Consider the following 21,409-nt stretch of genomic DNA (forward strand, 5'->3'; position numbering starts at 1 on the left):
TACCCACCACCGTTTGGCGAGGGTTATACACTGCTGAAACTCATCACCACTTGAATACGTTGCTTCCAACGCTTGCTCAATCACCTGGGATACTAACCCTCGGTTTTGCAAATCTTGGAGGACTCTGCGGCGTGAATAACGTCTAAGTCGATTTTGCGAAACTGTCAAAGCTAATTCCTGGTCATTAATATAACCTAAGTTCTCCATATTTTCCAACACTTCGCTAATTTCCGAGCTTTCATAACCCTTTTCCATCAGACGTGTTTTCAATTCATAATGTGTCAAAGCACGACGTGATAAACAATCCAAAGCGACCTCTCGGGCGCTCTTAAGAGGTTTAGAACTCGTCAAGTGAATCATCATCTTCCGTTACTTCTGCTGTTCCTGCTGAGGTGTTCATATTTGTACGGATCAGTTGCTCAAGAACGTTGGCCATATCCAGATGTTGCTTGAGATATTCTTTAACATTCTCACGTCCCTGCCCTAAACGTTCTCCGTTATAAGAGTACCAAGCCCCAGATTTTGTAATTATCTCCATTTCGGTACCGATATCTACGATACTTCCTTCACGAGAAATACCTTCTCCGTACATAATGTCGAAATCTGCAGTTTTAAAAGGGGGAGCAACTTTATTTTTGACAACTTTAATACGAGTTTTATTGCCTACAATGTCCTGCCCTTGTTTTAAGGCTTCTTGCCGACGAATATCTATCCGAATTGTAGCGTAAAACTTAAGAGCTCTGCCCCCCGTGGTTGTCTCTGGGCTACCAAACATAACGCCTATTTTTTCACGAATTTGATTGATAAAAATGACACAAGTATTGCTCTTGCTAATGGAACCCGTCAACTTACGCAAGGCCTGCGACATCAGACGAGCATGTAAACCAACATGATTGTCTCCCATTTCCCCTTCAATCTCTGCACGAGGAACTAAAGCGGCCACAGAGTCAACTACGACGACATCCACAGCAGCACTGCGCACAAGTGCCTCACAGATTTCGAGTCCCTGTTCTCCCGTGTCCGGCTGGGCGACCAGTAAATCATCAATATTAACTCCTAAAGCTTTAGCATAAACAGGATCGAGGGCATGCTCTGCATCGATGAAAGCAGCTGCTCCACCTAATTTTTGAGCTTCAGCAATAATATGCAATGCCACAGTTGTTTTACCAGAGGACTCAGGTCCGTAAATTTCAATAACCCGCCCACGCGGTACCCCTCCAACGCCTAAGGCCAAATCTAGCGCCAAAGAACCTGTAGGAATAACATCAATTACTACTCCCGCATTTGATTCTCCTAATTTCATAATCGAACCTTTGCCAAACTGTTTCTCAATCTGAGCAAGTGCAATGTCAAGTGCTTTTAGCTTATTCGTTTCGGCCATTCCGTTATCCTCCTCATCTGGGTCCAATTAACGCATTTTTGCGTTTTGGCAAAACATCTGTTCGGTTCTCATTATAGATGTTGAGCTCAATACTTGTCAATTTGTTTATGTTTCAACCGACAACAAAACAAATGTTATTACATTTTTATTGATTTTATTGTAAAAGCTAACCTCTTTTGAAGGTTAGCTTTTTACAATAAAAAAATAAATTTCTTTTCCGATTTTAATAATCGCTATTTTCACGTGCTTTGGCTGGTTCGACACTGACTCTTCGCCCTTTAATCATAGCCTGATGCATACAACTCTGAACCCTAGATGCATATTCTTCGGGAACCTCTACAAAGGTGAATTTATCATAAATATTAATCATTCCTATAATATTTCCAGCAATTCCACTTTCATCGGCAATCCAACGAATAATATCCTGAGGACGGATTTGTTGTATTCTTCCGATGTTTATGAAAAAGCGTACCATACCCACTGCTGCTCCCGTATTTCCATAATGTATATTGCCTTGCTCTTTGTCTTCTTCCAAACTCACTCCTTCAACCCCAAACTTTAAAGCTGCGGCAGCAACATCAATAGAATCGTATTCTTCGAGCAAATCGCCGACAATCGCTCGATAGTTTCCTAAGCGATTACTTTGGATCAGTTTTATAAGTTGATTCTTGAGATTTTCGGCCTGACGCTCGCTGATATCAGCCAGTGAAGGCAGCTCTTGGCGCCGGATTCTCGTCTTAATCAGATTCTCGATCAACCGAAGTTGGCGGTACTCCTTAGGAGAGATTAGAGTTATAGCTTGCCCTTTACGACCCACGCGCCCTGTTCTCCCAATCCGATGCACGTATGATACCGGGTCCTGAGGAATATCAAAATTAATAACATGGGTGACATTATTTATATCTAACCCCCGTGCCGCAACATCCGTCGCCACCAAGAGTTCCGACTTCCCGTCCCGAAAGCGTTTCATCACTCGATCCCGCTGTTGTTGGCTCAAATCCCCATGTAATCCATCAGCAAAATATCCCCGAGCTTCAAGAGCTGCTACAAGCTCATCCACGCCGCGTTTTGTGCGGCAAAAAATTATTCCTTGGCCAATATCCTCAATATCAATAATTCTGCACAACGCATCAACTTTAATACTTTCCCTGGCCTCATAGAACACTTGATCAATTAGCGGAACCGTTAACTCGTCCCGACTAACTGTTACAGCACGTGGATTATTCATATAGGTCTGAGCTAACTTTCGAATTGCTGGCGGCATCGTTGCCGAAAATAGCATAATTTGTCGCCCTTCAGAAGGGACGTCCTTCAAAATAGCCTCGATATCTTCAATAAAACCCATATCCAGCATTTCATCCGCTTCGTCAAGGACTACAATTTTGGCATGTTGCAGACGAAGTGTACCTCGGTTCAGATGGTCTAACAATCGACCAGGAGTTCCGACAACCACCTGATATCCCATGCGCAAAGCGCGAATCTGACGATCAATGGGCTGTCCACCGTAAATCGGCAATGGTTTTACATGCCTGTACTTTCCGATCTTGGCAATTTCCTCAGAAACCTGTATGGCAAGTTCACGAGTGGGAGTTACAATAATCGCTTGCACCGCTAGAAATTTAGGATTTACCTTTTCGGCAATAGGAATTGAAAAAGCGGCTGTTTTACCCGTCCCGGTCTGAGCCTGACCAATTAGATCAACCGCTTCAAGGGCATAAGGTATTGCTTCTTTTTGAATTGGAGAAGGCTCTTCAAACCCCATTTCAGATAAGGCTTGTAGAATCTGTTTACTCAACTTAATATCTCCAAAAGATTGTAGACGTTCAACCATCACCTAGTTATAGTCTCCTTTCACTTTTTAACATATGCAGCCGCACCTCATTTAGGGCCGCCTGAACGGTCAACTGGCGAACGGACTCCCGTTCCCCATAAAACTGAAATTTTTTAGCATGAACACCCTCAGGCGTAGCTATTCCAATATACACAAGACCCACAGGTTTTTGATCACTGCCTCCATCTGGTCCCGCTATTCCCGTAGTCGAAACGGCCAGCTCTGAACCGATTTTAGAACGGACTCCTTCTGCCATTTCCTTGGCAACCTCTTCACTCACCGCACCGAAGTGTTTCAGATTTTCTTCACTTACTCCAAGAATTTTTCGTTTTACGGAGTTAGAATAACTCACAACTCCACCCAAATAAAACTCCGAACTTCCTGGTTCCTGAGTAAAGGCAGCACCAAGCAAGCCTCCTGTACATGACTCAGCTGTTGCGATGGTTAAATGCTTATTAATTAACGTTTGTCCAACAGTACCGACCATGGTTTCCTGATCACGACCGAATACTCTGTCTCCTAAACGCCGGCGAATTTCTCCTTCAACGCGATCTAAAGCCTTTCCGGCCTCTCCAGACGTTGTTGCCGAGCTTCTCGCCACCAAGCGAATGTGCATCTCAGCTCGTTTGGCAAGTAAAGCCATTGTAATGTCAGGAAGACTCATCAGTTCACCGAGCACTTCCTCAATTGCTGATTCTCCCATACCAAATACTTTTAGGACGCGTTCCTTCATTCGCTCAGCTTGCGGTTCGATGATTCGTTGCAACTCCGGCCAAACATAATTATCGAACATAGGGCGCATCTCAAACGGTGGACCCGGTAATATAATAACGGTTTTACCGTTTTTCTCGATAATAGCACCAGGAGCAGTCCCGATGGGATTAGGTAAAATTTTTGCGTCCTTGGGAAAATAAGCTTGTTTCTCATTACTCGAAGGCATCGGAGCTTTCCGACGACCGAAGAACCGTTTAATCTGTTCTAAACTGGAGGCATCTAACTCCATCTTTAAATCTAAAACTTTAGCAACAAGCTCCTTCGTCATATCATCCACTGTTGGACCTAACCCACCAGTTGTAACGAGAAGATCCGTTCGCCCGATCGCCTGACGTAAAACCTGCTCTAAACGTTCCAGATTGTCACCGACTGTCGTATGGTAGTCTACTTCAATGCCCAAAGAAGATAGTTTTCCTGTCAAATAGTGAGCACTCGTATTGAGGGTTTCCCCAAGTAACAATTCAGTCCCAGTTGCTACAATTTCAGCTTTCATATATTTTATCACTCTCCTATAATCAGCGCAAATTTTAAACTTTTACACACTTACTTAATTATTTCTCATCTTAACCAAGATTATCCTTCTTTCTTACAAAAGTATGTAGGGGCACGCTTAGCGTGCCCCTACGATGATAATTGTTATGGTGCCTCTAGGCTATGTGTTTTAAGTGTGCCCGCAAAGTTTCGCCACTCAAACTTTCCTCTGTCTTTAGAATCTCAGTAACCTGCATTAACGCCTGCTCGTTTTTCTCAATAATCCTCATCGTTCGTTCTTCAAGATCAGCTAAGATACCTTTCGTTACAGGTTGGCGCTGTTCGGCACTCAAGAGAGAAACATCAGTAACTCCCAATGAAGACATTCCCGCGAGAAGCATTTTTTCAACAAGGTTAAGGGCTTGTTCATAATCACCCATAGCACCGGTACTCCTCGTGCCAAGAATCTGCTCTTCCGCTAGTGCCCCTGCTAAAGTTACCATAATCTGCTCTTCCAACATAGCCTGAGTATATAGGTATAAATCATCCTTCGGGTAATGGCGAACATATCCCAAAGCGTTTCCCCGAGAACGAATGGAAATCTGAGAAACCGAGTTTGGTCGCACTACTTCTGCAAGCAAAGCATGCCCACTTTCGTGGATGGCTATACGCTGCAATTCCTCTTCCGTCGGCTTCCGATCAAGTTTCTCTCCCAACATTACTTTCTCGACCGCTTCATGTAAGTGGTGCTCAGTTATCTCATCCGCATTCTCACGTAGAGCAAAAATAGCTGCCTCATTAGTCACACTCTCCAGATGGGCCCCCGAGAATCCGAATGTTTCGTGAGCGATTTCTTCCAAATCAACTTCTTGGGCTAAAGGTTTATTTTTGGTATGGATTTTTAAAATCGCAATCCTCCCCTCCTTATCAGGGAGATCAACTTTAACTTGCCGGTCGAAACGCCCCGGGCGAAGTATTGCGGCATCCAAGGCTTCCGGACGATTCGTCGCTGCCATCACTAAGATATGGGCGCCTTGATCAGCTTTCAAACCGTCCATTTCAACTAAAAGTTGGTTAAGAGTTTGGTCATACTCATGGTGTGAAACATTACTTCCGCGCTTTGCTCCTAAAATATCCATTTCATCAATGAAGATGATCGCACTCGTTTTCTTTTCTTTGCGTACCATTTCACGTGCTCTCTTAAACAAACCACGTACCCGTTCAGCCCCCACACCAGCATACATCTCTACAAATTCACTTCCGGATACCGATAAAAAAGCCGAATTGGTATACTTCGCCGCAGCTTTGGCTAATAACGTTTTCCCAGTTCCTGTCGGGCCGGACAACAGTATTCCTTTTATCGGCCGAATCCCTAAAGCCTTCATCCGATCAGAATAAAGCAAAAAATCTAAAGCTTCCTGAAGTTCTTTTTTAGCAACACTCTGTCCTCCGATATCCTCAAAATCAATCGCCGTAGTAGCGATGGACACCCCATTGCCGTTTTTTATAACTTGGCGTGAAAGGACAAACGTCCAAAAAAAGTAACCCACAGCAATCAGCAACCCGATAGGTAACACGTTATATCCCATAACGAGTAGAAAGGCGAAGATACCTGCTCCCAAGCCTATTAAGATATCGAATTTCATGCTTTCTCCCCTTTCTGTGATAACTCTATTGTTGTTTTTCACTTGCTAAAAACTTCACTTGTCCATGCCTTTCGAGCACTTCAATCAGTTGCGCATCTCCTTGATTCATGATCACATAAATCGCATCATTGTCCATTTCAAGTTCGAGCTGTACCCCTGCTTTTTCAGCTTGTGTTCTAACATTTTGGGCCATCTCAGTGAAATTTCCACGCGCAATTCCTTCTTGTAGAGCAAACTGCATTTGTCCAAATAGTTTATTAAGGGTATCATTCGTGCTGTCTAGGTATCGAATAGGTAATTCACCAGCCAATTTTTCTAAGGAATTACTTGCTTGGCGAAGGTTCGTCATGTGCTTGGTAACCACATCTATCTCGCTTTGGCCATTTTTTTGCACGGTTTTAGCGGAAACGACACCTGGAATCTGCTGACTTTGACTTAAGATGCTAGCATCAACCCATTTTTTCTGATAGACGACCTTGCTTCCTAATAACAGGCCAAATACCAGGAGACCAACAAGGCCTATCAGCAATATTCGCTGTTTTGTCATCGCATTTTCCTCCGTTTGCTACACTTCGTACTATATCAACATTATAGCACGGGATATATCATTTCGAGAGGAGATCTTATATCCATTATAGGCAAAAATAAACAATAACTGTTTCCATGTATTTTTATTACACATTTATAATCATTAAAAAATGAGACAAATAGGTGCACATGCTACAACGTGCCTTTACCTGTCTCATTTTACATACTCGTCAGAAAGTATAGCGCATCTTAGTAGCCGCCACCTGAAAGCTTGATGTTAGCCAAGTTTCTTACAAAGATAAATATAATCTGTCAGATTTCAAAACGATATGAATCATTTATGCAGTAGTTTGCGAGATTTTAGCAAATAATCAAGACCAGAAATAACGGTGAAAACCAACGCGATGTATAAAAAGGGTTGTCCAACATGTATACCAATCAGAGAAAGCGGCCAGTCATGCAACAATATTGCTGTAATCGCAACAACTTGAGTAATGGTCTTGATTTTGCCAAGTTTGCTGGCACTAATCACAACCCCATCGACAGCTGCAATAGCTCGGAGTCCGGTCACTGCAAACTCTCTTGCTAGGATAATCCAAGCAACCCAAGCAGGCACCGCTCCAAGCTCTACCAATGAGATCAGGGCAGCGGAAACTAAGAGTTTGTCGGCTAGTGGATCCATGAATTTACCCAAGTTCGTAACCTGATGGCGTTTACGGGCGATATATCCGTCTAGTCCATCGGTGGCAGAGGCAAAAATAAAGATCACAGCAGCCACCATGTCTTGATGTGGGAATAGCGTATGACCTTTGGGAACTTGGAGAAGTAAAAAGGTCATAAACACTGGTATTAAAATAATCCGTGCTAGTGTTAAACGATTGGGTAAATTCACGAAACAACCTCTCCTATTAAATCGTAACTATCCGCCTCAAGGATGCGAACTTTAATCATGTCACCCACATGAATTGAGGTCTGGGCACCTGTGATATAGACCTGTCCATCGATTTCGGGAGCGTCTCCTTCGGTTCGACCCATCCAGCGCCCATCCAGCAATTTCTGCTCAAGCAGCACCGTAACGATTCTATTAACCCAACGTTGTTGCCTAGCCCTAGAAATATCTTGTTGGATCTGCATAATCTGCTCTCTGCGCTGTTCGCGAATTTCTTGCAGAACTTGATCCTCTCTTTGACCAGCTGGCGTATTCTCCTCTTGAGAATATGGAAACACTCCAAGTCGGTCAAACTGGACGCGCTGAACAAAATCAACCATCGTTTGAAAGTCCTGCTCTGTTTCTCCTGGGAAACCCGTGATCATCGTTGTCCGAAGGACGATGTCCGGCATAGCACTACGCAATTTTTCAATGAGCGTTTCAGCTTGCTCTATCGTACCTTTTCTATTCATCTCTTTTAGAATCTTATTATCCGCATGTTGCAAGGGTAAATCAATGTACTTACATACCTTCGGTTCCTGGCGCATTGTTTCAATTAGTTCATCGGTAAAACGCTCAGGATAACAATACATTAATCGAATCCATTCAATTCCCTCAATACGGGCAAGCTGACGAATTAGCTGAGGTAGGCGGAGTTCTCCACTTAGGTCAAATCCGTAGCGCGTGGTGTCCTGAGCCATGACCATAATTTCCTTAACTCCTTGCGCAGCCATATCCTGGACTTCCTGGATCACTGATTCCTCCGGACGGCTACGAAAATGTCCGCGCACATACGGAATGACACAATAAGTACAATAGTTATCGCAACCTTCTGCAACCTTTACATAGGCTAAATAATCGGGAGTGGATCGTTTTCGGGGCATCTTCTCATCATGAAGGAAATTTGGGGCTCCTGGTTTAATGAGCGTCATGCGGGTGTCCTCAGCTGCTTGAACTATTTCTGTGATTTCATCAATATTCCCAGTCCCAAGCACACCGTCTAACTCGGGTATATCTTGCATTAATTCAGGGCCGTACCGTTGAGCTAGGCACCCTGTCGCAATCAAAGTCTGACAAGAACCGGATTGTTTAAAGCCTGCCATTTCAAAAATAGTTTCAATCGATTCTTCCTTTGCCGATTGAATAAAAGTACAAGTATTTACTACAATAATCTCTGCTTCTTCAGGGTATTCTGTAAATATGTAATCTTGGGCAAGTAAACCTGACATTACCTCACTGTCTACTTGATTCTTTGGGCATCCCAGAGTGACTACCGCAACTTTTTTCGTCAACGTTACACCTCATATCATTGCTCTACTTTTCTAGTATAAACCAACGTTCTCGCAAGGTCAAAAAAAATTAGAATGTATCTCAACGCAATAGCTATAAAGAACCGGGAACTTGAACCCAAACCAGCATTTATTGCCAAATGTTAAAAAAAGAGGTGGCTTCATGCCACCCTCTTGTTTATAGAACTTTTCATTATTTGTTAAGGTCTTGTCGTTCAGCAGTCGCTATATAAATTACATTTTCTCCAATATTTGTGGCATGGTCGGCAATACGTTCGAGATAACGACCTACAAAAATCAGATACATGCCTTGATCTATGATTTCCGGTTTCTCGGACATGATGACTAAGAGATCCCGCACGATTTTTTTATACAGATGATCAACTTCGTCATCCTGTAAAGCCAAACCATGTGCTAGTTCCATGTCCTCGTTGCTATAAGCTTCTAGCCCTTGCTGCATCATCTCAAGTGCCTTCTCAGCCATCTGTGGAATGTCAATCAGCGGCTTACATAGAGGTCCATCAATTCTTCGCACAACCTTAGCAATATCGATGGCCAAATCAGCCATTCGTTCCAAATCTGTCGATATTTTCATCGCCGAAACAATTTTTCGCAGGTCCTTGGCAACCGGCTGTTGCGTCGCGATTAAGCGCACGCATTCGTCGTCCACCCGCCGCTCAAAATCATTGACCAATTGATCCTCGGCAATCCAACCCTCTGCCTGAGTCCGATCAAGAGATATCAGTGATTGCATACATCCTTGAAGTATCCTTTCGACTTCTTTACCCATGTCTTTAAGTAAATTGGTCAAAATTAGCTGTCCTTCATTTAGTGACTGACGCATTAATAATCCCCCTTTATTATCCCAATATGTTCTGAGATGTTGTCTTCTGTTCATTCATCGAAATTGTAAATATTTCCGAAATCGACTCATGTTCCACCGATTCTCCACTGAGAAAGAAGACAGTGAAGTCTGCTATGTGGGCGACATGTTGCATATTATGCGTCAGTAACGCCACGGTATCTTGATCATATTTATTTCGCCATCCGTGGTGATTCCACCTTTAACTTTTGTCCCTGTAAGATATTGCTTTTTTCTCTATAGCCACGAATAATGTATCATACAATGATTAACTCATAATTATCTCTGTGTAAAGCTTGTGTTAAATGGCAACATTTAAAAGGGAATTATTAAATCATTGTCGAAATAAGGTTCTAAGAAACTATAGCGAGGTGTCATGTGTGTTTGATCAAACGATTGATCCTATCGACTCGTGTGGCTGTGGCGATACAGGATATCTTACCACGCGAACCGTTCCTATTGACTTAGCCCATGGTGTTGGGCGCATAGACAAAGTTCCCGTCTATCACTGTCGTTCAACAGATTGCCAAGAATTCACTCTTCCCCCGCTCGTTTCGCGTCGCCTCGAAGACATAGCGGAAGAAATGGAAAAAGTCCAAGCAACAGAAGCAGTTTATACGTGGGAATCCCATCAAACACAGTCCTCTGAACCGCTTAAACGGACAAATGACCAAACCCACTTACAGGCGTTTACCCTTCAGTTTAGCGGCCGTGAGTATGCAGATGCGCACGTTGTGCTGATCGTACCCGGTCAGGCAATCTTTTTCCAGAGTAGGCTTGAAGATACGGAGTACTATGTCCTACTCTACGAAGCAAATACTCGTATAGAGGGAATATGGTTTTCTTTTCTAAAATTTTACTATGAAGAACCGGAATTTACGTACGAAGATTTTCTTGAATGGTCCGATGAGGGACACCTTAAAGAGCTAGGGCGCATTCCCCTTGATGAGGTTGAAGATACATTAATCGGTGAATTCGGAGAATGTTAGCTCTCATTTTCGTTGCTATGAATAATGAACTCTCAATAAAGGATAACATGTGTTGGATACCCTATTCAATTCTTTTCTTAATTTAATCATCTTCCCTTTTTAATCCTGCAGTTCTTATGTTATTTAAAAAATTGACCAAACCCTGTGACCCAAGAAAAATCCCTATTAAAAGGCAACTGAAGCAACGATCCTGAATGTAATTAATCCGCCTAAAACGATCCCACCTATAATTCCATATAATATAATTCTATTGGCATAACCCTTTAGTTCTGTATTGGGTTTATCAATTTTTTTAATGTGACAGTAGGATGAAATATTCATAACCACCAACATAATAAGAGCAAGCGGCAACAAGACACGAAAGTCTGGTCGTTCATAACCTGCTGCTTTATTGTCTGATATCAAAATTCCTTGAAAAACCATCATAACCGGCAGTAACGCCTGAATAAACAATTGTCTCTTTTTGATTTTCCAATCTCAATACCTAGCTTATCTCGCTCATAATCGAACAGCGGCCTCATTGAAGGAACTATAATCTCTATCAGTTCCCCTCGCTTACGAGTAATCATCCCAATAATAAAACTAATTAGACATATTGCTCCCGCCATGAAACTAAATGCTTTGAGAGATTTTATAAATATCAAAACTATACCTATTAATGCAATGCCGAAAACGTAGGTAATATTCTGTATTATGATCTGTTTTTTGCGCAGTTTTCTCAAATCTTGCTCTACCAACAATTAACATCCTCCTTTATTAAGGTTATCTGTTAAATTAAACTCTTAGACTGTGCTTGCATTCGCCCTATACCTTAACCATCTTTTTGAATAGTCCATCTACCTCTTCTTTTTGCTCAATTGTAACCTTCAAGACGGTTGTGTGAAAAGAATAATACTCAATATACTCGATCTTCAAAGTAGAGTAACCTTCCTTTGTCCCCATCCACTTATATGATTGTATTGCGCCCCAATTGATTAGACGATTTCCAGTCCAAATCCCGTTCTTCATCAGACCTTTATTAAGAGTATTCTCCATAAATTGTCCATATAATAATTGTAGGGCCAGCAGAATCAACCACGATATTCCAATCCTGAACTTACCGTAATAACTTACGATGACAATAAAAAATGCAAACAAAGCGAAAATAACTGAAGAAGCACGAATTCCTGGCAAAACTGAAGGGGTCTTGTCCAAATTAATGAGTTGTTCTCCCACTTTTTTGTATTTTGTTCGGGTATAAACAATCTTTATCCATACGGTTGGGAGGAGAACTAGTAGACTTAGAATAACATCCTCTTGAATTGAACGAGAAGTGATGGTTATAACCGAAACCGCCATATATGCGATTATGAAATCAAACATTATTTCTTCACCCTCTACTCCCATTGCATTATATGATCTCCCTTAGACCTTCCACATTTTAACTTGATTACCTGCTACTATCGTGGAATTTGTCTAAGAAAAACAAAAAGACAGATCGTTATATTATTAATATAACGATCTGTCCGTTCATGCACCATTAACTCTTTCCAGCCACTTTATCCTTTCGGACAGCTCCCTAATTCCAGTCCTACCGTTACTTATCTTTTTTACTCCCCCGATGTTTTCTTTTGCCCTTATGGAGTACGTTATCAGGACCTCTCCAGTATCTTCCTTTTTCAGGAGTACCCTCGCTCTGTACATCCTTACTCTTCGCACCTGTGTTCAGAGCTTCAACTCGCGGTGCATCCTTATTACCACCGGCTTTACCCGGTGCACCTCTGTACGGTGCCGCTTCTGCACTTCGTGCGTCTTTAGTGCGCCCCGCTTTGCCTGGCGTACCTTTGTATTGTGCCGCTTCTGCACTTCGTGCGTCTTTAGTGCGCCCCGCTTTGCCTGGCGTACCTTTGTATTGTGCCGCTTCTGCACTTCGTGCGTCTTTAGTGCGCCCCGCTTTGCCTGGCGTACCTTTGTACAAAGTTTCTTTACTAGCTTCACCCTTGCTCTTCATTCCTGATCTTCGCACTTGTTTCTTACGCAGTTTTCTCGGCTTTTCATCCTTTTCTAACGGATCTGCCCGTACATATTTCCTTGGACGTATAAGACATTTAGGCCCATACCCAATTAAATCTTCACGATGAGCTAAACGTAAGGCCTCTTCCACTAGCGCATGGTTTTTAGGATTCCGATACTGAATTAAGGCCCTCTGCATAGCCTTCTCATGCAAACTGCGCGGGATATAAACTGACTCCATCGTATGAGGATTCAAGCCTGTGTAATACATACATGTGGAGAGTGTTCCTGGCGTCGGGATAAAATCCTGGACCTGCTCCGGATTAACACCCATATCTCGAACATATTCCGCCAGCTCAACAGCTTCTTTCAGGGTACTTCCTGGGTGCGAAGACATCAAATAGGGGACAAGATATTGTTCTTTCCCTAGTTCTTCATTGGCCTCACGAAATCGCTGCACAAATTCTTCATACACAGCTTTCCCTGGCTTGCCCATCAAACGAAGAACTTCTTCACTGACATGTTCCGGAGCAACTTTCAATTGACCGCTGACATGGTGTTCACAAAGTTCACGTATAAACTTAGAATTTCGATCTGCTAAGACGACGTCATAACGAATACCAGATCGAACAAACACCTTCTTTACCTTGGGCAAACTACGAAGGCGATACAAGAGATCCAAGTATTCTTCATGATCATTTTCAAGTTTATCGCACGGCTCAGGGAAAAGGCACTGTTTATGTGAACAAGCCCCCCTGTTTAATTGCTCCTTGCACGCCGGACGGCGAAAGTTGGCTGTAGGGCCACCAACATCGTGAATATATCCTTTAAATCGCTCATTCCAAGTCATCTGCTCAGCTTCCCGAATAATCGATTCTGCGCTACGACTTTGAACAATTCGCCCCTGATGAAACGTTAACGCACAAAAGGAGCATGCTCCATAACATCCTCTGACGCTGGTTAGGCTAAATTCTACTTCTTCAATAGCCGGGATTCCCCCTTGGTCAATATACGAAGGATGATACGTCCCCATATAAGGTAGGGCATAGACTGCATCCATCTCTGCTTGTGTCAACGGAAGTGAGGGCCGGTTTTGCAACACACTTTTCTGACCGTGGGATTGATACATTGCTTTCCCTCGGAAAGGGTCCTGTTGATTATATTGTACCCTAAAGGCCTCAGCATACTTTTTTTTGTCGGAAGTAACATCATGGAAACTTGGCAGAACCAAGGTATCTGGAGGTACAAACTCCCCGCTCAATGGCACCATGGTCCCTCTTATGTCCGTAATCTGATCAATCGGCACTCCGTTGTTCAGACGTTCGGCAACCTCCACAATGGACGTCTCCCCCATCCCAAAGACAAGCAAGTCAGCTTGACTATCTATTAGAATAGATCGCCTAACATCGTTACTCCAATAGTCATAATGGGCAAAACGCCTCAATGAAGCCTCAATTCCTCCAATAATTACAGGAACACCCGGAAGCGCTTCTCGTACACGATTTGAATAAGCGATAGTTGTTCGGTCAGGACGAAGCCCTGATTTTCCTCCAGGAGAATAGGCATCTTTATGCCGTTTCTTTTTGGCTGCAGTATAGTGATTAACCATGGAATCGAGATTTCCTCCAGAAATCAAACACGCTAAGCGGGGTTTCCCCATCGCTCGAAAATCCTGGAGATCTTTCCAATCGGGCTGAGCCAGAATTCCCACCCGGAAATCATGTTTTTCTAAGATACGTGCAATAATTGCAATGCCAAAGCTTGGATGATCTACATAGGCGTCACCAGTAATTAGGAGGAAATCAAGTTCATCCCATCCACGTGCCTCCATATCCGTTCGATTCATGGGTAAAAAGTTCCGTATGCGCATATTCTCACCTTTCTGCTTAAACCAATACTTATTTATTATAGAAAACTAGTCTGGCGCCCGCCTAGTTGCACTTATGCTTCCAGAAACACCAACCTTAGTATAATATGGACAAAATTTTCATTCATCAGTGGTGCCGCAGTGGCATGGGGATCTGAATACTAAAAAAAGAAAAGAGGGGCAACCCCTCTTATCGATAGTTGATAAACTGTAGTTCGATGCCAAAATCCTCTTTACGCAAAAGAGCAATAGCCGCTTGGAGGTCATCTTTGTTCTTACCAGTCACTCGAATCTCATCCCCCTGGATAGAACTAACTACTTTTATTTTATTGTCTTTCAGGACCTTATTAATTAGTTTTGATTTTTCCTGGGCAATCCCCTGTACCAGTTTTACCTCCTGCTTAACTGTGTCCCCGGCGGCCTTTTGAGACTTCCCGTACTCTAAAGCTCTTAAGGAAACTCCTCGCTTAACTAGTTTATTTTCTAGAATGTCGACAACGTTGGTCAGTTTGAAGTCGTCATCTGAGATCAAAATTATCTTATCTGCCTCAAGCTTGATGGATGATTTGCTGTTCTTAAAGTCAAATCGATTGGCGATTTCTTTCTGAGCCTGCTGTATTGCATTTTCTACTTCAGGCATATCCACCTTGGAAACAATATCAAATGAAGAATCTTTAGCCAAAATAAAATGCTCCTTTCAATTTAAACTATTAGGGTGACTTTAAAGTGTCTGAGGTTAATACGACATTACGAACAACTGCGCCTGACTTTCCTAAACTAGGCAACGCTTTACCGTTTAACGTAACCGAAAGGCCTCCTGCGTTACCAACCGTGAGCAGTTCGATTTTACTAGTTCCTTTGACCTCTTTGGTTGTTCCCGCTGTGAACGTGCCTTGAAAAGGTGGCTGACCATCCACTCTGACCTCAATCCAACAGAGTTGTGTGAAAACCAACTGTGCAGTTAAGCCATCCTGTGTAGCAGCTACAACATTTTCCGGGTTGGAGACTACCGGAGAATTCGGGCCTGGCGTATTGTCATCAGTCTTCGTGGGACTCGTTTCTGGTGTAACTGCCTCTGCTTTCGGTGCACTTGGCAAGGCTGGCGGAGAGTATGGAGAGTCTGCGACTTTTTTACCAGACTGATTCACGGAGATCGCTATAGCCAGTACAATGGCCAATACAGCCATACTCCCGATGATCATTGGCCTAACCCACAAAGGACGGGCTTTGACAAGCATATTCGGTGATTCAAGAACTGGTCCAGCCTCAGGGGCTATTGAATCGTTATAGAGTTCAATAATTTCATCTGGGTTTAATCCCAATTGTTTAGCGTAAGTTCGTAAATACCCCTTGACATAAGTTGCACCAGGGAGTATCCCATAATCTTCCTCTTCAAGTGCTTGAATATAGCGAACGCGGATTTTCGTGGTGTCCTCTGTGTCCATGAAACTCCATTTTTTTTCTTCCCGAGCGGCCCGGAGCATTTGCCCTTCTCCTGCCATTGATAAAACCTCCTTGTTCCCATTAACTCTGATCGAATGCTGCGAAACTCAAAGCAATATCCTCTATAGTAACCACATTTTCTTCGGTGGTAGATTCCTCTAAACTTCCAGCGATGAAAACATTCAAGTTTTCGATAATTTTAAGCATTGGCATTTGCTTAAGTAATGTTTTGTATTGACAATGACGGCTTCCATTCCAATTTTAACACGAGGTTTTCCATTATACTGTTAACTAGATTTCCATTTTATAAATAGAGTATCCCCTAAAAAGTCAAGATGCACACCTATTATCAAGCATATTGTCACGACTCTACGCAATTCGATTTTCATTTTGCAGAATATTGAACGCTAAATAGAGCAGATTCTTGACCGGGGTAGGCCACCTTTTCATCAAGATAGCATTCCAGCTTCCTTAATGCCTGAGCAGGTTCTTCATAGTTTATATAAAACGCATAATCCGAGCTAGGTTCATTTGGATAAGCATAAAGCTTGTCATAGTACTCGAGAAGCAAGCGCTCTGTAAATACATCCAGACAGCCTTCATTTAAGAGGACTCGTAATTCTTGAACTTTGACATGACCCAAGGTTTTAATCAGGCGCTCCAATGCTGCTCCAATTTCCTGAAGCGCATTAGGTACCGTTGTGTACTCGCTCAACAAGCGTTGAACTCGGTTTTTCAAGGAGTCATAATGGAGGATTTGGATTCCCTCTTTCATTGCTGTGAAGAAACTGGTCGGTAAGGTTACCCTTCCTATCCGTTTACTTTCACATTCAACAATAATATAAGAAAATTTGCTTAAAGATTCAAGTTCCTCATACAATAGTCCTTCGAACTTTTTCTGAGAGGGTGGACTCCCGAGACCCATGGCGCCAAAAACTGACCCTCGATTATTAGCTAGTTTCTCAAGGTCAATTGCAGGATAACCTTCAGCTCGTAACTTTCTCAAAAGTTCAGTTTTCCCAACCCCTGTATTTCCTCGTAAAACTACTACCCGAAAGGGAAGTTTATTTTCATAAAAAGCTACGACTTGATTGCGGTAAGCCTTAAACCCACCTTGTAGACGGTAAACAGGAATGCCCATCAAATCCACTACTGTTGCCAGAGACTTGCTCCTCATTCCACCTCTCCAGCAAAAAAGAACCAGCGGACCCTTTTTGGAAAATTCCTCTACTTTTTTCACAATGTCCGGAAGTTTCGGGCTAACTATACTTAGGCCTAGTTCGCGGGCCAAACTCGGCGTAGCCTGCGTGTAAGTGGTACCGACCTTAACTCGTTCTGCGTTATTAAAAAGAGGGAGATTTACTGATCCTGGGATCGTTGCTTCGGCAAATTCTCCCTCAGAGCGTACATCAACTAGAATCGGATGATCTAATGTTTTAAGTTCTTCGATATTAATCTCCGTAATCATGCTAAAATTCCTTCCAACTAGGTTCTGTTCTACTCATCTTATCATAAATCCTGATGAAGGATAATGCAACTAGTGGGCAATTTCATCGTTACACTGGCCAAATTTCAGTTCCAGTTGCCCTTTAGTCATTAAAACCTCACGTGGCTTGGAGCCTTCGTATCCTCCCACAACCCCTTTTTCCTCGAGGAAATCCATTAAACGAGCGGCTCGAGTATATCCGATGCGCAAACGGCGTTGTAAAAGTGAAACAGAAGCGGTTCCACTTTCTATGAAGAGCTCGGCAGCCTCATAAAAGTGCTCATCTTCAATTTCTTCTTTTTTCATAGTCCCAAGTTCCATATTCGGAATTTCTTGATACTCGGGCTTCGCCTGGTTTTGCAGGAAGTTAACAACGTTCTCTACTTCTTTATCACCTAAATAACATCCCTGTACCCTGAGCGGCTTACTCGCTCCCATGGGATAGTAAAGCATATCTCCACGACCTAAAAGTTTCTCTGCCCCATTCATATCCAGAATGGTCCTCGAGTCTGTTTGAGATGAGACCGCGAAAGCAATTCTGGAAGGTATATTTGCTTTAATTAAACCAGTGATTACATCAACTGAAGGGCGTTGAGTTGCAACAATCAAGTGAATTCCTGCAGCACGAGCCATTTGGGCTAAGCGACAGATTGCATCTTCAACCTCACCCGGTGCCACCATCATTAAATCAGCCAACTCATCAATGATCACCACAACATACGGTAATGGAGGATGCTCACCATTTTTCTCCTGCGTTCGCAAAAAATTGTAACGGATGATGTCTCTAACTCCTGCTCCCGCAAACAGTTCATAGCGGGTCTCCATTTCTGTCACAATCCATTTTAAAGCGCCAGCAGCTTTTCTTGGGTCTGTCACCACAGGTGCAATCAAATGCGGAATTCCGTTATAATTGGCCAATTCTACCATTTTAGGGTCAACCAACAAAAACTTCACCTCGTCGGGGCGAGCCTTAAACAGGATGCTGTGAATTAATGTGTTAATACACACTGATTTTCCAGAACCTGTGGCACCCGCAATCAAAAGATGGGGCATTCTAGTTAGATCTGCGATCACCGGGACCCCTGTAATATCTTTACCCAAACATAACGCTAACTTACTTGCAACTCCCTGAAATTCCGAGGTTTCTAAAACTTCTCTAAAATGAACCATGGCGACTTCCTTATTGGGTACCTCGATACCCACCACTGATTTCCCTGGAATTGGTGCCTCAATACGTACATTAGCCGAAGCCAAACTTAAGGCAATATCATCCGCCAAATTTGTTATTTTACTCACTTTTACACCTGGAGCAGGTTGGGCCTCATAACGTGTAATGGCGGGTCCTTGGGTAACCTGGGTCACTTTAACCTTCACCCCAAAACTAGCCAACGTTTCCTCCAGGACTTTCACATTATCTGCTAGATCCTTATTCAGTCTGGGGTTTTTCATTTTAAACGATTTATGTAACAGCGTGACTTGAGGAAGCTGATAATTTCCATCTTCACGGGTCTGACGTGAAATCGGTGTGCTCGTCACTTTACCAGGAGCTATCGTAGCTTCGGGCATTTCGGCCGACATTTTTTCGAATCCAAGTTGTCCTTTAGGTAGGTGTTCAATAACATTAGATTTAATAGGTAGTTCGTTTTGATCTTCTAAGGTTTTTATGACCAACGGTCGTTCCACCACATCAGGGTCAAGGACTAGTGTAGGCCCTTTTACAGGACTCCCTTTTTTCTTATGCATATTAGCCTCTGCTTTTAAGTCCATATGAGGTTCTGGTCCTCTGTCACTGGGTTTCTCACCTTCGGAGTTCTTCAGAACATCAATGAAATTGTTTATTTGATGTTTCATCCATTGTCCTGATTCTTTCCCGAGCTGATTAACTTCCTGTACTCCATGAATCAAAGAACGATTTATGATCAATAGGGCCCCGATAAGCGAACCCATGATTAAGACAACATAACTTCCCGCAATGCCAATTGTCGTTTTTAACAGGGCTGCAATTGCTGCTCCCACAAGTCCACCACCATGACCGCGCTGTCCTTCATGAAGCATGTCCGCCCCAGTAAAAGCTTCTACACCCGGTAATTGAAAATGCAGTATCCCCAGCAAGACAAGCCAAAGAATGATAACCCCTACCGCCTTTGTTCCCAGGCGGGTTGATTGCTTGTTCATAAAAACAAGCCCCCAGGCACCCACCATGAGAGGGATACAGACCCGTCCACCTCCAGCCAATACAGTTAGAATATGTTTTATCTGACCGCCAACCAGGCCACTTCTATCTGAGTAGAGCGCCACCATCCCTAAGCAAGCCATTCCAACTACGAAAACTCCGATAACTTCATTCCGTATAGTCTCTTTTAAAGAGCTTACTTTCATATTCGCCTTTGTATTTATCTTGCGGCGTGTTTTTGTCTTCGCCACAGAACAATCCTCCAAACATTTATTAATAATCTTCTTAATTATAAATTCCACAAAAGAACGCGTTTTCCTTTTCATTCGGGAAAAATACGTTAAATTTGGCCAGGAAGACAAATAGGTACTGCCCTGATCCATAACTTCCAAATGGGCAGAAAGCGGCTTTCGCCGCTTCTCTAAAATACGACTCTGTTTTACTGATTGTGGTTAATTAAACAGTTAAGTTCTTTGAATGCTTCCTTTACTCCCCCTACAGTTTGGATTAACCCGGCTTCGACTGCTTGTTGGCCAATAAGGATTGTCCCAATATCTTGGGCTAACTCTCCAGTTTGAAACATGAAATTCTCTAACTTTTCCTTACTAATGTTCGAATGAGAATAGATAAATTGATTAATGCGTTCTTGCATTTTTTGTAAATACTCAAACTGTTGATGTCCATTAATCACCAACCCAGTATAACGAATTGGATGAATGGTCATCGTTCCAGTGGGCGCAATTAGGCTTTTCATACAACTTACAGCTATGGGAATTCCAATACTGTGGCCGCCGCCAAGAACCAGTGAAACTGAAGGTTTACTTAAACTACTTAACATTTCGGCAATAGCTAATCCAGCCTCAACATCTCCACCAGCTGTATTTAAAATCACTAGAATTCCTTCAACTTTAGGGTTTTGCTCAACTGCCAGCAGTTGTGGGATGACATGCTCATATTTAGTCGTCTTGGATTGGGCCGGTAGAATTTGATGGCCTTCAATCTGGCCAATAATAGACAAACAATAAATTCGTTCCACAACATCTGGAATTTGAATTTGCCCTACTTCTTTTAGATTAGATACGGGAGCATCATTGTCTTCTTCAGGGGAAATCGTTTCATCAGAACGCACCAGCTAAACCTCCTTCAATAATAAGCCAAGAACCCCAATCCATTAACCAGGTTGAAAGGTCAACACTGGATTTTACATGTCTGAGAGGTTCTCTTTTATTATGGAGGTTTAACACGGAAATCATACGATCTATAATTGATGGGCTCAGATTTTGGTCAAGAAAAGAGCATCTGACTAATATTTTATCTTTACTGGTAATTATTAGAACAACTTAGCGAACGAGAGTTTCAAGATTTCTTCTATCATGGTTTTTAACCCTATATTTTTCCTTTTCATTATGATGATGTTATTTATAGTATAGTATTATAATATCAAACTGCAAAATAACAAAGGAAATGATTAAATTCTCGAACTTTCGACACGCTAGATATAATTTCTTGCTTGGCGATTACCTACGTTTCCCAGGCTTGCACCCTAAGTATTCTCTGCCCTGAAAGTCTTAACTTCCGTGTTCGGTATACGAAAACCACGATAGTCTCCAGTGGAGACTATCGCCGAGCCACCCACCCCAAAGAAACACTTCGTGGCGAAGGGAGGTTTTCGCCACACTGCGTCCCCATACGCATACTCCAGCAGTGTGACGAAAGTCGGATGAGACTTTTGCCACATTGCGACACGTG

At 42.8% G+C, this 21,409-nt stretch carries 21 protein-coding genes; 1 reads left to right on the top strand and 20 read right to left on the bottom strand.

Features of this window, described 5'->3' with window-relative positions:
• The 9 genes from DOT_RS16435 to phoU form a co-directional block, all read right to left on the bottom strand.
• Positions 1-363, bottom strand: a 363-nt coding sequence (locus DOT_RS16435) for a RecX family transcriptional regulator (RefSeq protein ID WP_009621110.1), incomplete at its 3' end; no start/stop codon positions are given.
• A complete protein-coding gene (recA, locus tag DOT_RS16440; RefSeq protein ID WP_009621112.1) occupies positions 338-1,381 on the bottom strand; it encodes a recombinase RecA in 1,044 nt (347 codons plus the stop codon). The genes DOT_RS16435 and recA, both read right to left, overlap by 26 nt.
• Positions 1,382-1,604: 223 nt before the next feature.
• Entirely contained in the window at positions 1,605-3,215 is a 1,611-nt protein-coding gene (locus tag DOT_RS16445; protein ID WP_009621114.1) for a DEAD/DEAH box helicase, read from the bottom strand.
• Positions 3,216-3,219: 4 nt separating this feature from the next.
• Complete coding sequence (locus tag DOT_RS16450; protein WP_009621116.1) at positions 3,220-4,479, bottom strand: competence/damage-inducible protein A; 1,260 nt, start codon at positions 4,477-4,479, stop codon at positions 3,220-3,222.
• A 154-nt stretch (positions 4,480-4,633) separates the two neighbouring features.
• Positions 4,634-6,103, bottom strand: coding sequence for an AAA family ATPase (locus DOT_RS16455; RefSeq protein WP_009621118.1), 1,470 nt, complete (start codon positions 6,101-6,103; stop codon positions 4,634-4,636).
• A gap of 25 nt (positions 6,104-6,128) precedes the next feature.
• Positions 6,129-6,650, bottom strand: coding sequence for a hypothetical protein (locus DOT_RS16460; protein ID WP_009621120.1), 522 nt, complete (start codon positions 6,648-6,650; stop codon positions 6,129-6,131).
• A 315-nt stretch (positions 6,651-6,965) separates the two neighbouring features.
• Positions 6,966-7,523 (bottom strand): CDP-diacylglycerol--glycerol-3-phosphate 3-phosphatidyltransferase, encoded by a 558-nt coding sequence (gene pgsA / locus DOT_RS16465; protein ID WP_009621122.1) that lies wholly within the window; start codon positions 7,521-7,523, stop codon positions 6,966-6,968.
• Positions 7,520-8,851, bottom strand: a complete 1,332-nt coding sequence (gene rimO / locus DOT_RS16470) for a 30S ribosomal protein S12 methylthiotransferase RimO (RefSeq protein WP_009621124.1) — start codon at positions 8,849-8,851, stop codon at positions 7,520-7,522. Before rimO ends, pgsA begins: the two co-directional genes overlap by 4 nt.
• Positions 8,852-9,041: 190 nt before the next feature.
• Positions 9,042-9,692, bottom strand: coding sequence for a phosphate signaling complex protein PhoU (gene phoU / locus DOT_RS16475; protein ID WP_009621126.1), 651 nt, complete (start codon positions 9,690-9,692; stop codon positions 9,042-9,044).
• 398 nt (positions 9,693-10,090) lie between these two features.
• Between phoU and DOT_RS16480 the strand changes: the two genes are divergently transcribed.
• Positions 10,091-10,699 carry a hypothetical protein gene (locus DOT_RS16480; protein WP_009621128.1) on the top strand — a complete coding sequence of 203 codons (609 nt, stop codon included), beginning with the start codon at positions 10,091-10,093 and terminating at the stop codon, positions 10,697-10,699.
• Positions 10,700-10,864: 165 nt separating this feature from the next.
• On the opposite strand, the gene DOT_RS16485 is transcribed toward DOT_RS16480, so the two are convergent.
• The 11 genes from DOT_RS16485 to DOT_RS31425 all read right to left on the bottom strand — a co-directional run.
• Entirely contained in the window at positions 10,865-11,125 is a 261-nt protein-coding gene (locus DOT_RS16485) for a hypothetical protein (protein ID WP_009621130.1), read from the bottom strand.
• On the bottom strand, positions 11,122-11,439 hold the full coding sequence (locus tag DOT_RS16490) for a hypothetical protein (protein WP_040412523.1): 318 nt from the start codon (positions 11,437-11,439) through the stop codon (positions 11,122-11,124). Before DOT_RS16490 ends, DOT_RS16485 begins: the two co-directional genes overlap by 4 nt.
• A gap of 64 nt (positions 11,440-11,503) precedes the next feature.
• On the bottom strand, positions 11,504-12,061 hold the full coding sequence (locus DOT_RS16495) for a hypothetical protein (RefSeq protein ID WP_139024232.1): 558 nt from the start codon (positions 12,059-12,061) through the stop codon (positions 11,504-11,506).
• A gap of 214 nt (positions 12,062-12,275) precedes the next feature.
• Positions 12,276-14,561, bottom strand: coding sequence for a YgiQ family radical SAM protein (locus tag DOT_RS16500; RefSeq protein ID WP_009621136.1), 2,286 nt, complete (start codon positions 14,559-14,561; stop codon positions 12,276-12,278).
• Positions 14,562-14,748: 187 nt separating this feature from the next.
• Positions 14,749-15,240, bottom strand: coding sequence for a YajQ family cyclic di-GMP-binding protein (locus tag DOT_RS16505; RefSeq protein WP_009621138.1), 492 nt, complete (start codon positions 15,238-15,240; stop codon positions 14,749-14,751).
• Positions 15,241-15,268: 28 nt separating this feature from the next.
• Complete coding sequence (locus DOT_RS16510) at positions 15,269-16,060, bottom strand: RodZ domain-containing protein (protein ID WP_009621140.1); 792 nt, start codon at positions 16,058-16,060, stop codon at positions 15,269-15,271.
• 22 nt (positions 16,061-16,082) lie between these two features.
• Positions 16,083-16,214 carry a hypothetical protein gene (locus DOT_RS32445; protein WP_282433470.1) on the bottom strand — a complete coding sequence of 44 codons (132 nt, stop codon included), beginning with the start codon at positions 16,212-16,214 and terminating at the stop codon, positions 16,083-16,085.
• Between the two features lie 172 nt (positions 16,215-16,386).
• Positions 16,387-17,469, bottom strand: a complete 1,083-nt coding sequence (gene mnmH, locus DOT_RS16515; protein WP_009621144.1) for a tRNA 2-selenouridine(34) synthase MnmH — start codon at positions 17,467-17,469, stop codon at positions 16,387-16,389.
• Between the two features lie 69 nt (positions 17,470-17,538).
• Positions 17,539-19,866 (bottom strand): DNA translocase FtsK, encoded by a 2,328-nt coding sequence (locus DOT_RS16520; RefSeq protein ID WP_050809897.1) that lies wholly within the window; start codon positions 19,864-19,866, stop codon positions 17,539-17,541.
• A gap of 233 nt (positions 19,867-20,099) precedes the next feature.
• A complete protein-coding gene (locus tag DOT_RS16525) occupies positions 20,100-20,789 on the bottom strand; it encodes an ATP-dependent Clp protease proteolytic subunit (RefSeq protein WP_009621148.1) in 690 nt (229 codons plus the stop codon).
• Positions 20,790-21,203: 414 nt separating this feature from the next.
• Positions 21,204-21,409, bottom strand: a 206-nt coding sequence (locus DOT_RS31425) for a hypothetical protein (RefSeq protein WP_207637051.1), incomplete at its 5' end; no start/stop codon positions are given.

Origin of the sequence: Desulfosporosinus sp. OT, assembly GCF_000224515.1 — a bacterium.
In the GTDB taxonomy this organism is placed as follows: domain Bacteria; phylum Bacillota; class Desulfitobacteriia; order Desulfitobacteriales; family Desulfitobacteriaceae; genus Desulfosporosinus.

What these genes read in the sequence shown, in the direction of transcription:
- recA (WP_009621112.1), bottom strand. Translation starts at nt 1,381, where the DNA reads ATGGCCGAAACGAATAAGCTAAAAGCACTTGACATTGCACTTGCTCAG.
- DOT_RS16450 (WP_009621116.1), bottom strand. Translation starts at nt 4,479, where the DNA reads ATGAAAGCTGAAATTGTAGCAACTGGGACTGAATTGTTACTTGGGGAA.
- DOT_RS16455 (WP_009621118.1), bottom strand. Translation starts at nt 6,103, where the DNA reads ATGAAATTCGATATCTTAATAGGCTTGGGAGCAGGTATCTTCGCCTTT.
- DOT_RS16460 (WP_009621120.1), bottom strand. Translation starts at nt 6,650, where the DNA reads ATGACAAAACAGCGAATATTGCTGATAGGCCTTGTTGGTCTCCTGGTA.
- phoU (WP_009621126.1), bottom strand. Translation starts at nt 9,692, where the DNA reads ATGCGTCAGTCACTAAATGAAGGACAGCTAATTTTGACCAATTTACTT.
- DOT_RS16485 (WP_009621130.1), bottom strand. Translation starts at nt 11,125, where the DNA reads ATGATGGTTTTTCAAGGAATTTTGATATCAGACAATAAAGCAGCAGGT.
- DOT_RS16495 (WP_139024232.1), bottom strand. Translation starts at nt 12,061, where the DNA reads ATGTTTGATTTCATAATCGCATATATGGCGGTTTCGGTTATAACCATC.
- DOT_RS16500 (WP_009621136.1), bottom strand. Translation starts at nt 14,561, where the DNA reads ATGCGCATACGGAACTTTTTACCCATGAATCGAACGGATATGGAGGCA.
- DOT_RS16510 (WP_009621140.1), bottom strand. Translation starts at nt 16,060, where the DNA reads ATGGCAGGAGAAGGGCAAATGCTCCGGGCCGCTCGGGAAGAAAAAAAA.
- DOT_RS32445 (WP_282433470.1), bottom strand. Translation starts at nt 16,214, where the DNA reads ATGCCAATGCTTAAAATTATCGAAAACTTGAATGTTTTCATCGCTGGA.
- mnmH (WP_009621144.1), bottom strand. Translation starts at nt 17,469, where the DNA reads ATGATTACGGAGATTAATATCGAAGAACTTAAAACATTAGATCATCCG.
- DOT_RS16520 (WP_050809897.1), bottom strand. Translation starts at nt 19,866, where the DNA reads ATGAAAGTAAGCTCTTTAAAAGAGACTATACGGAATGAAGTTATCGGA.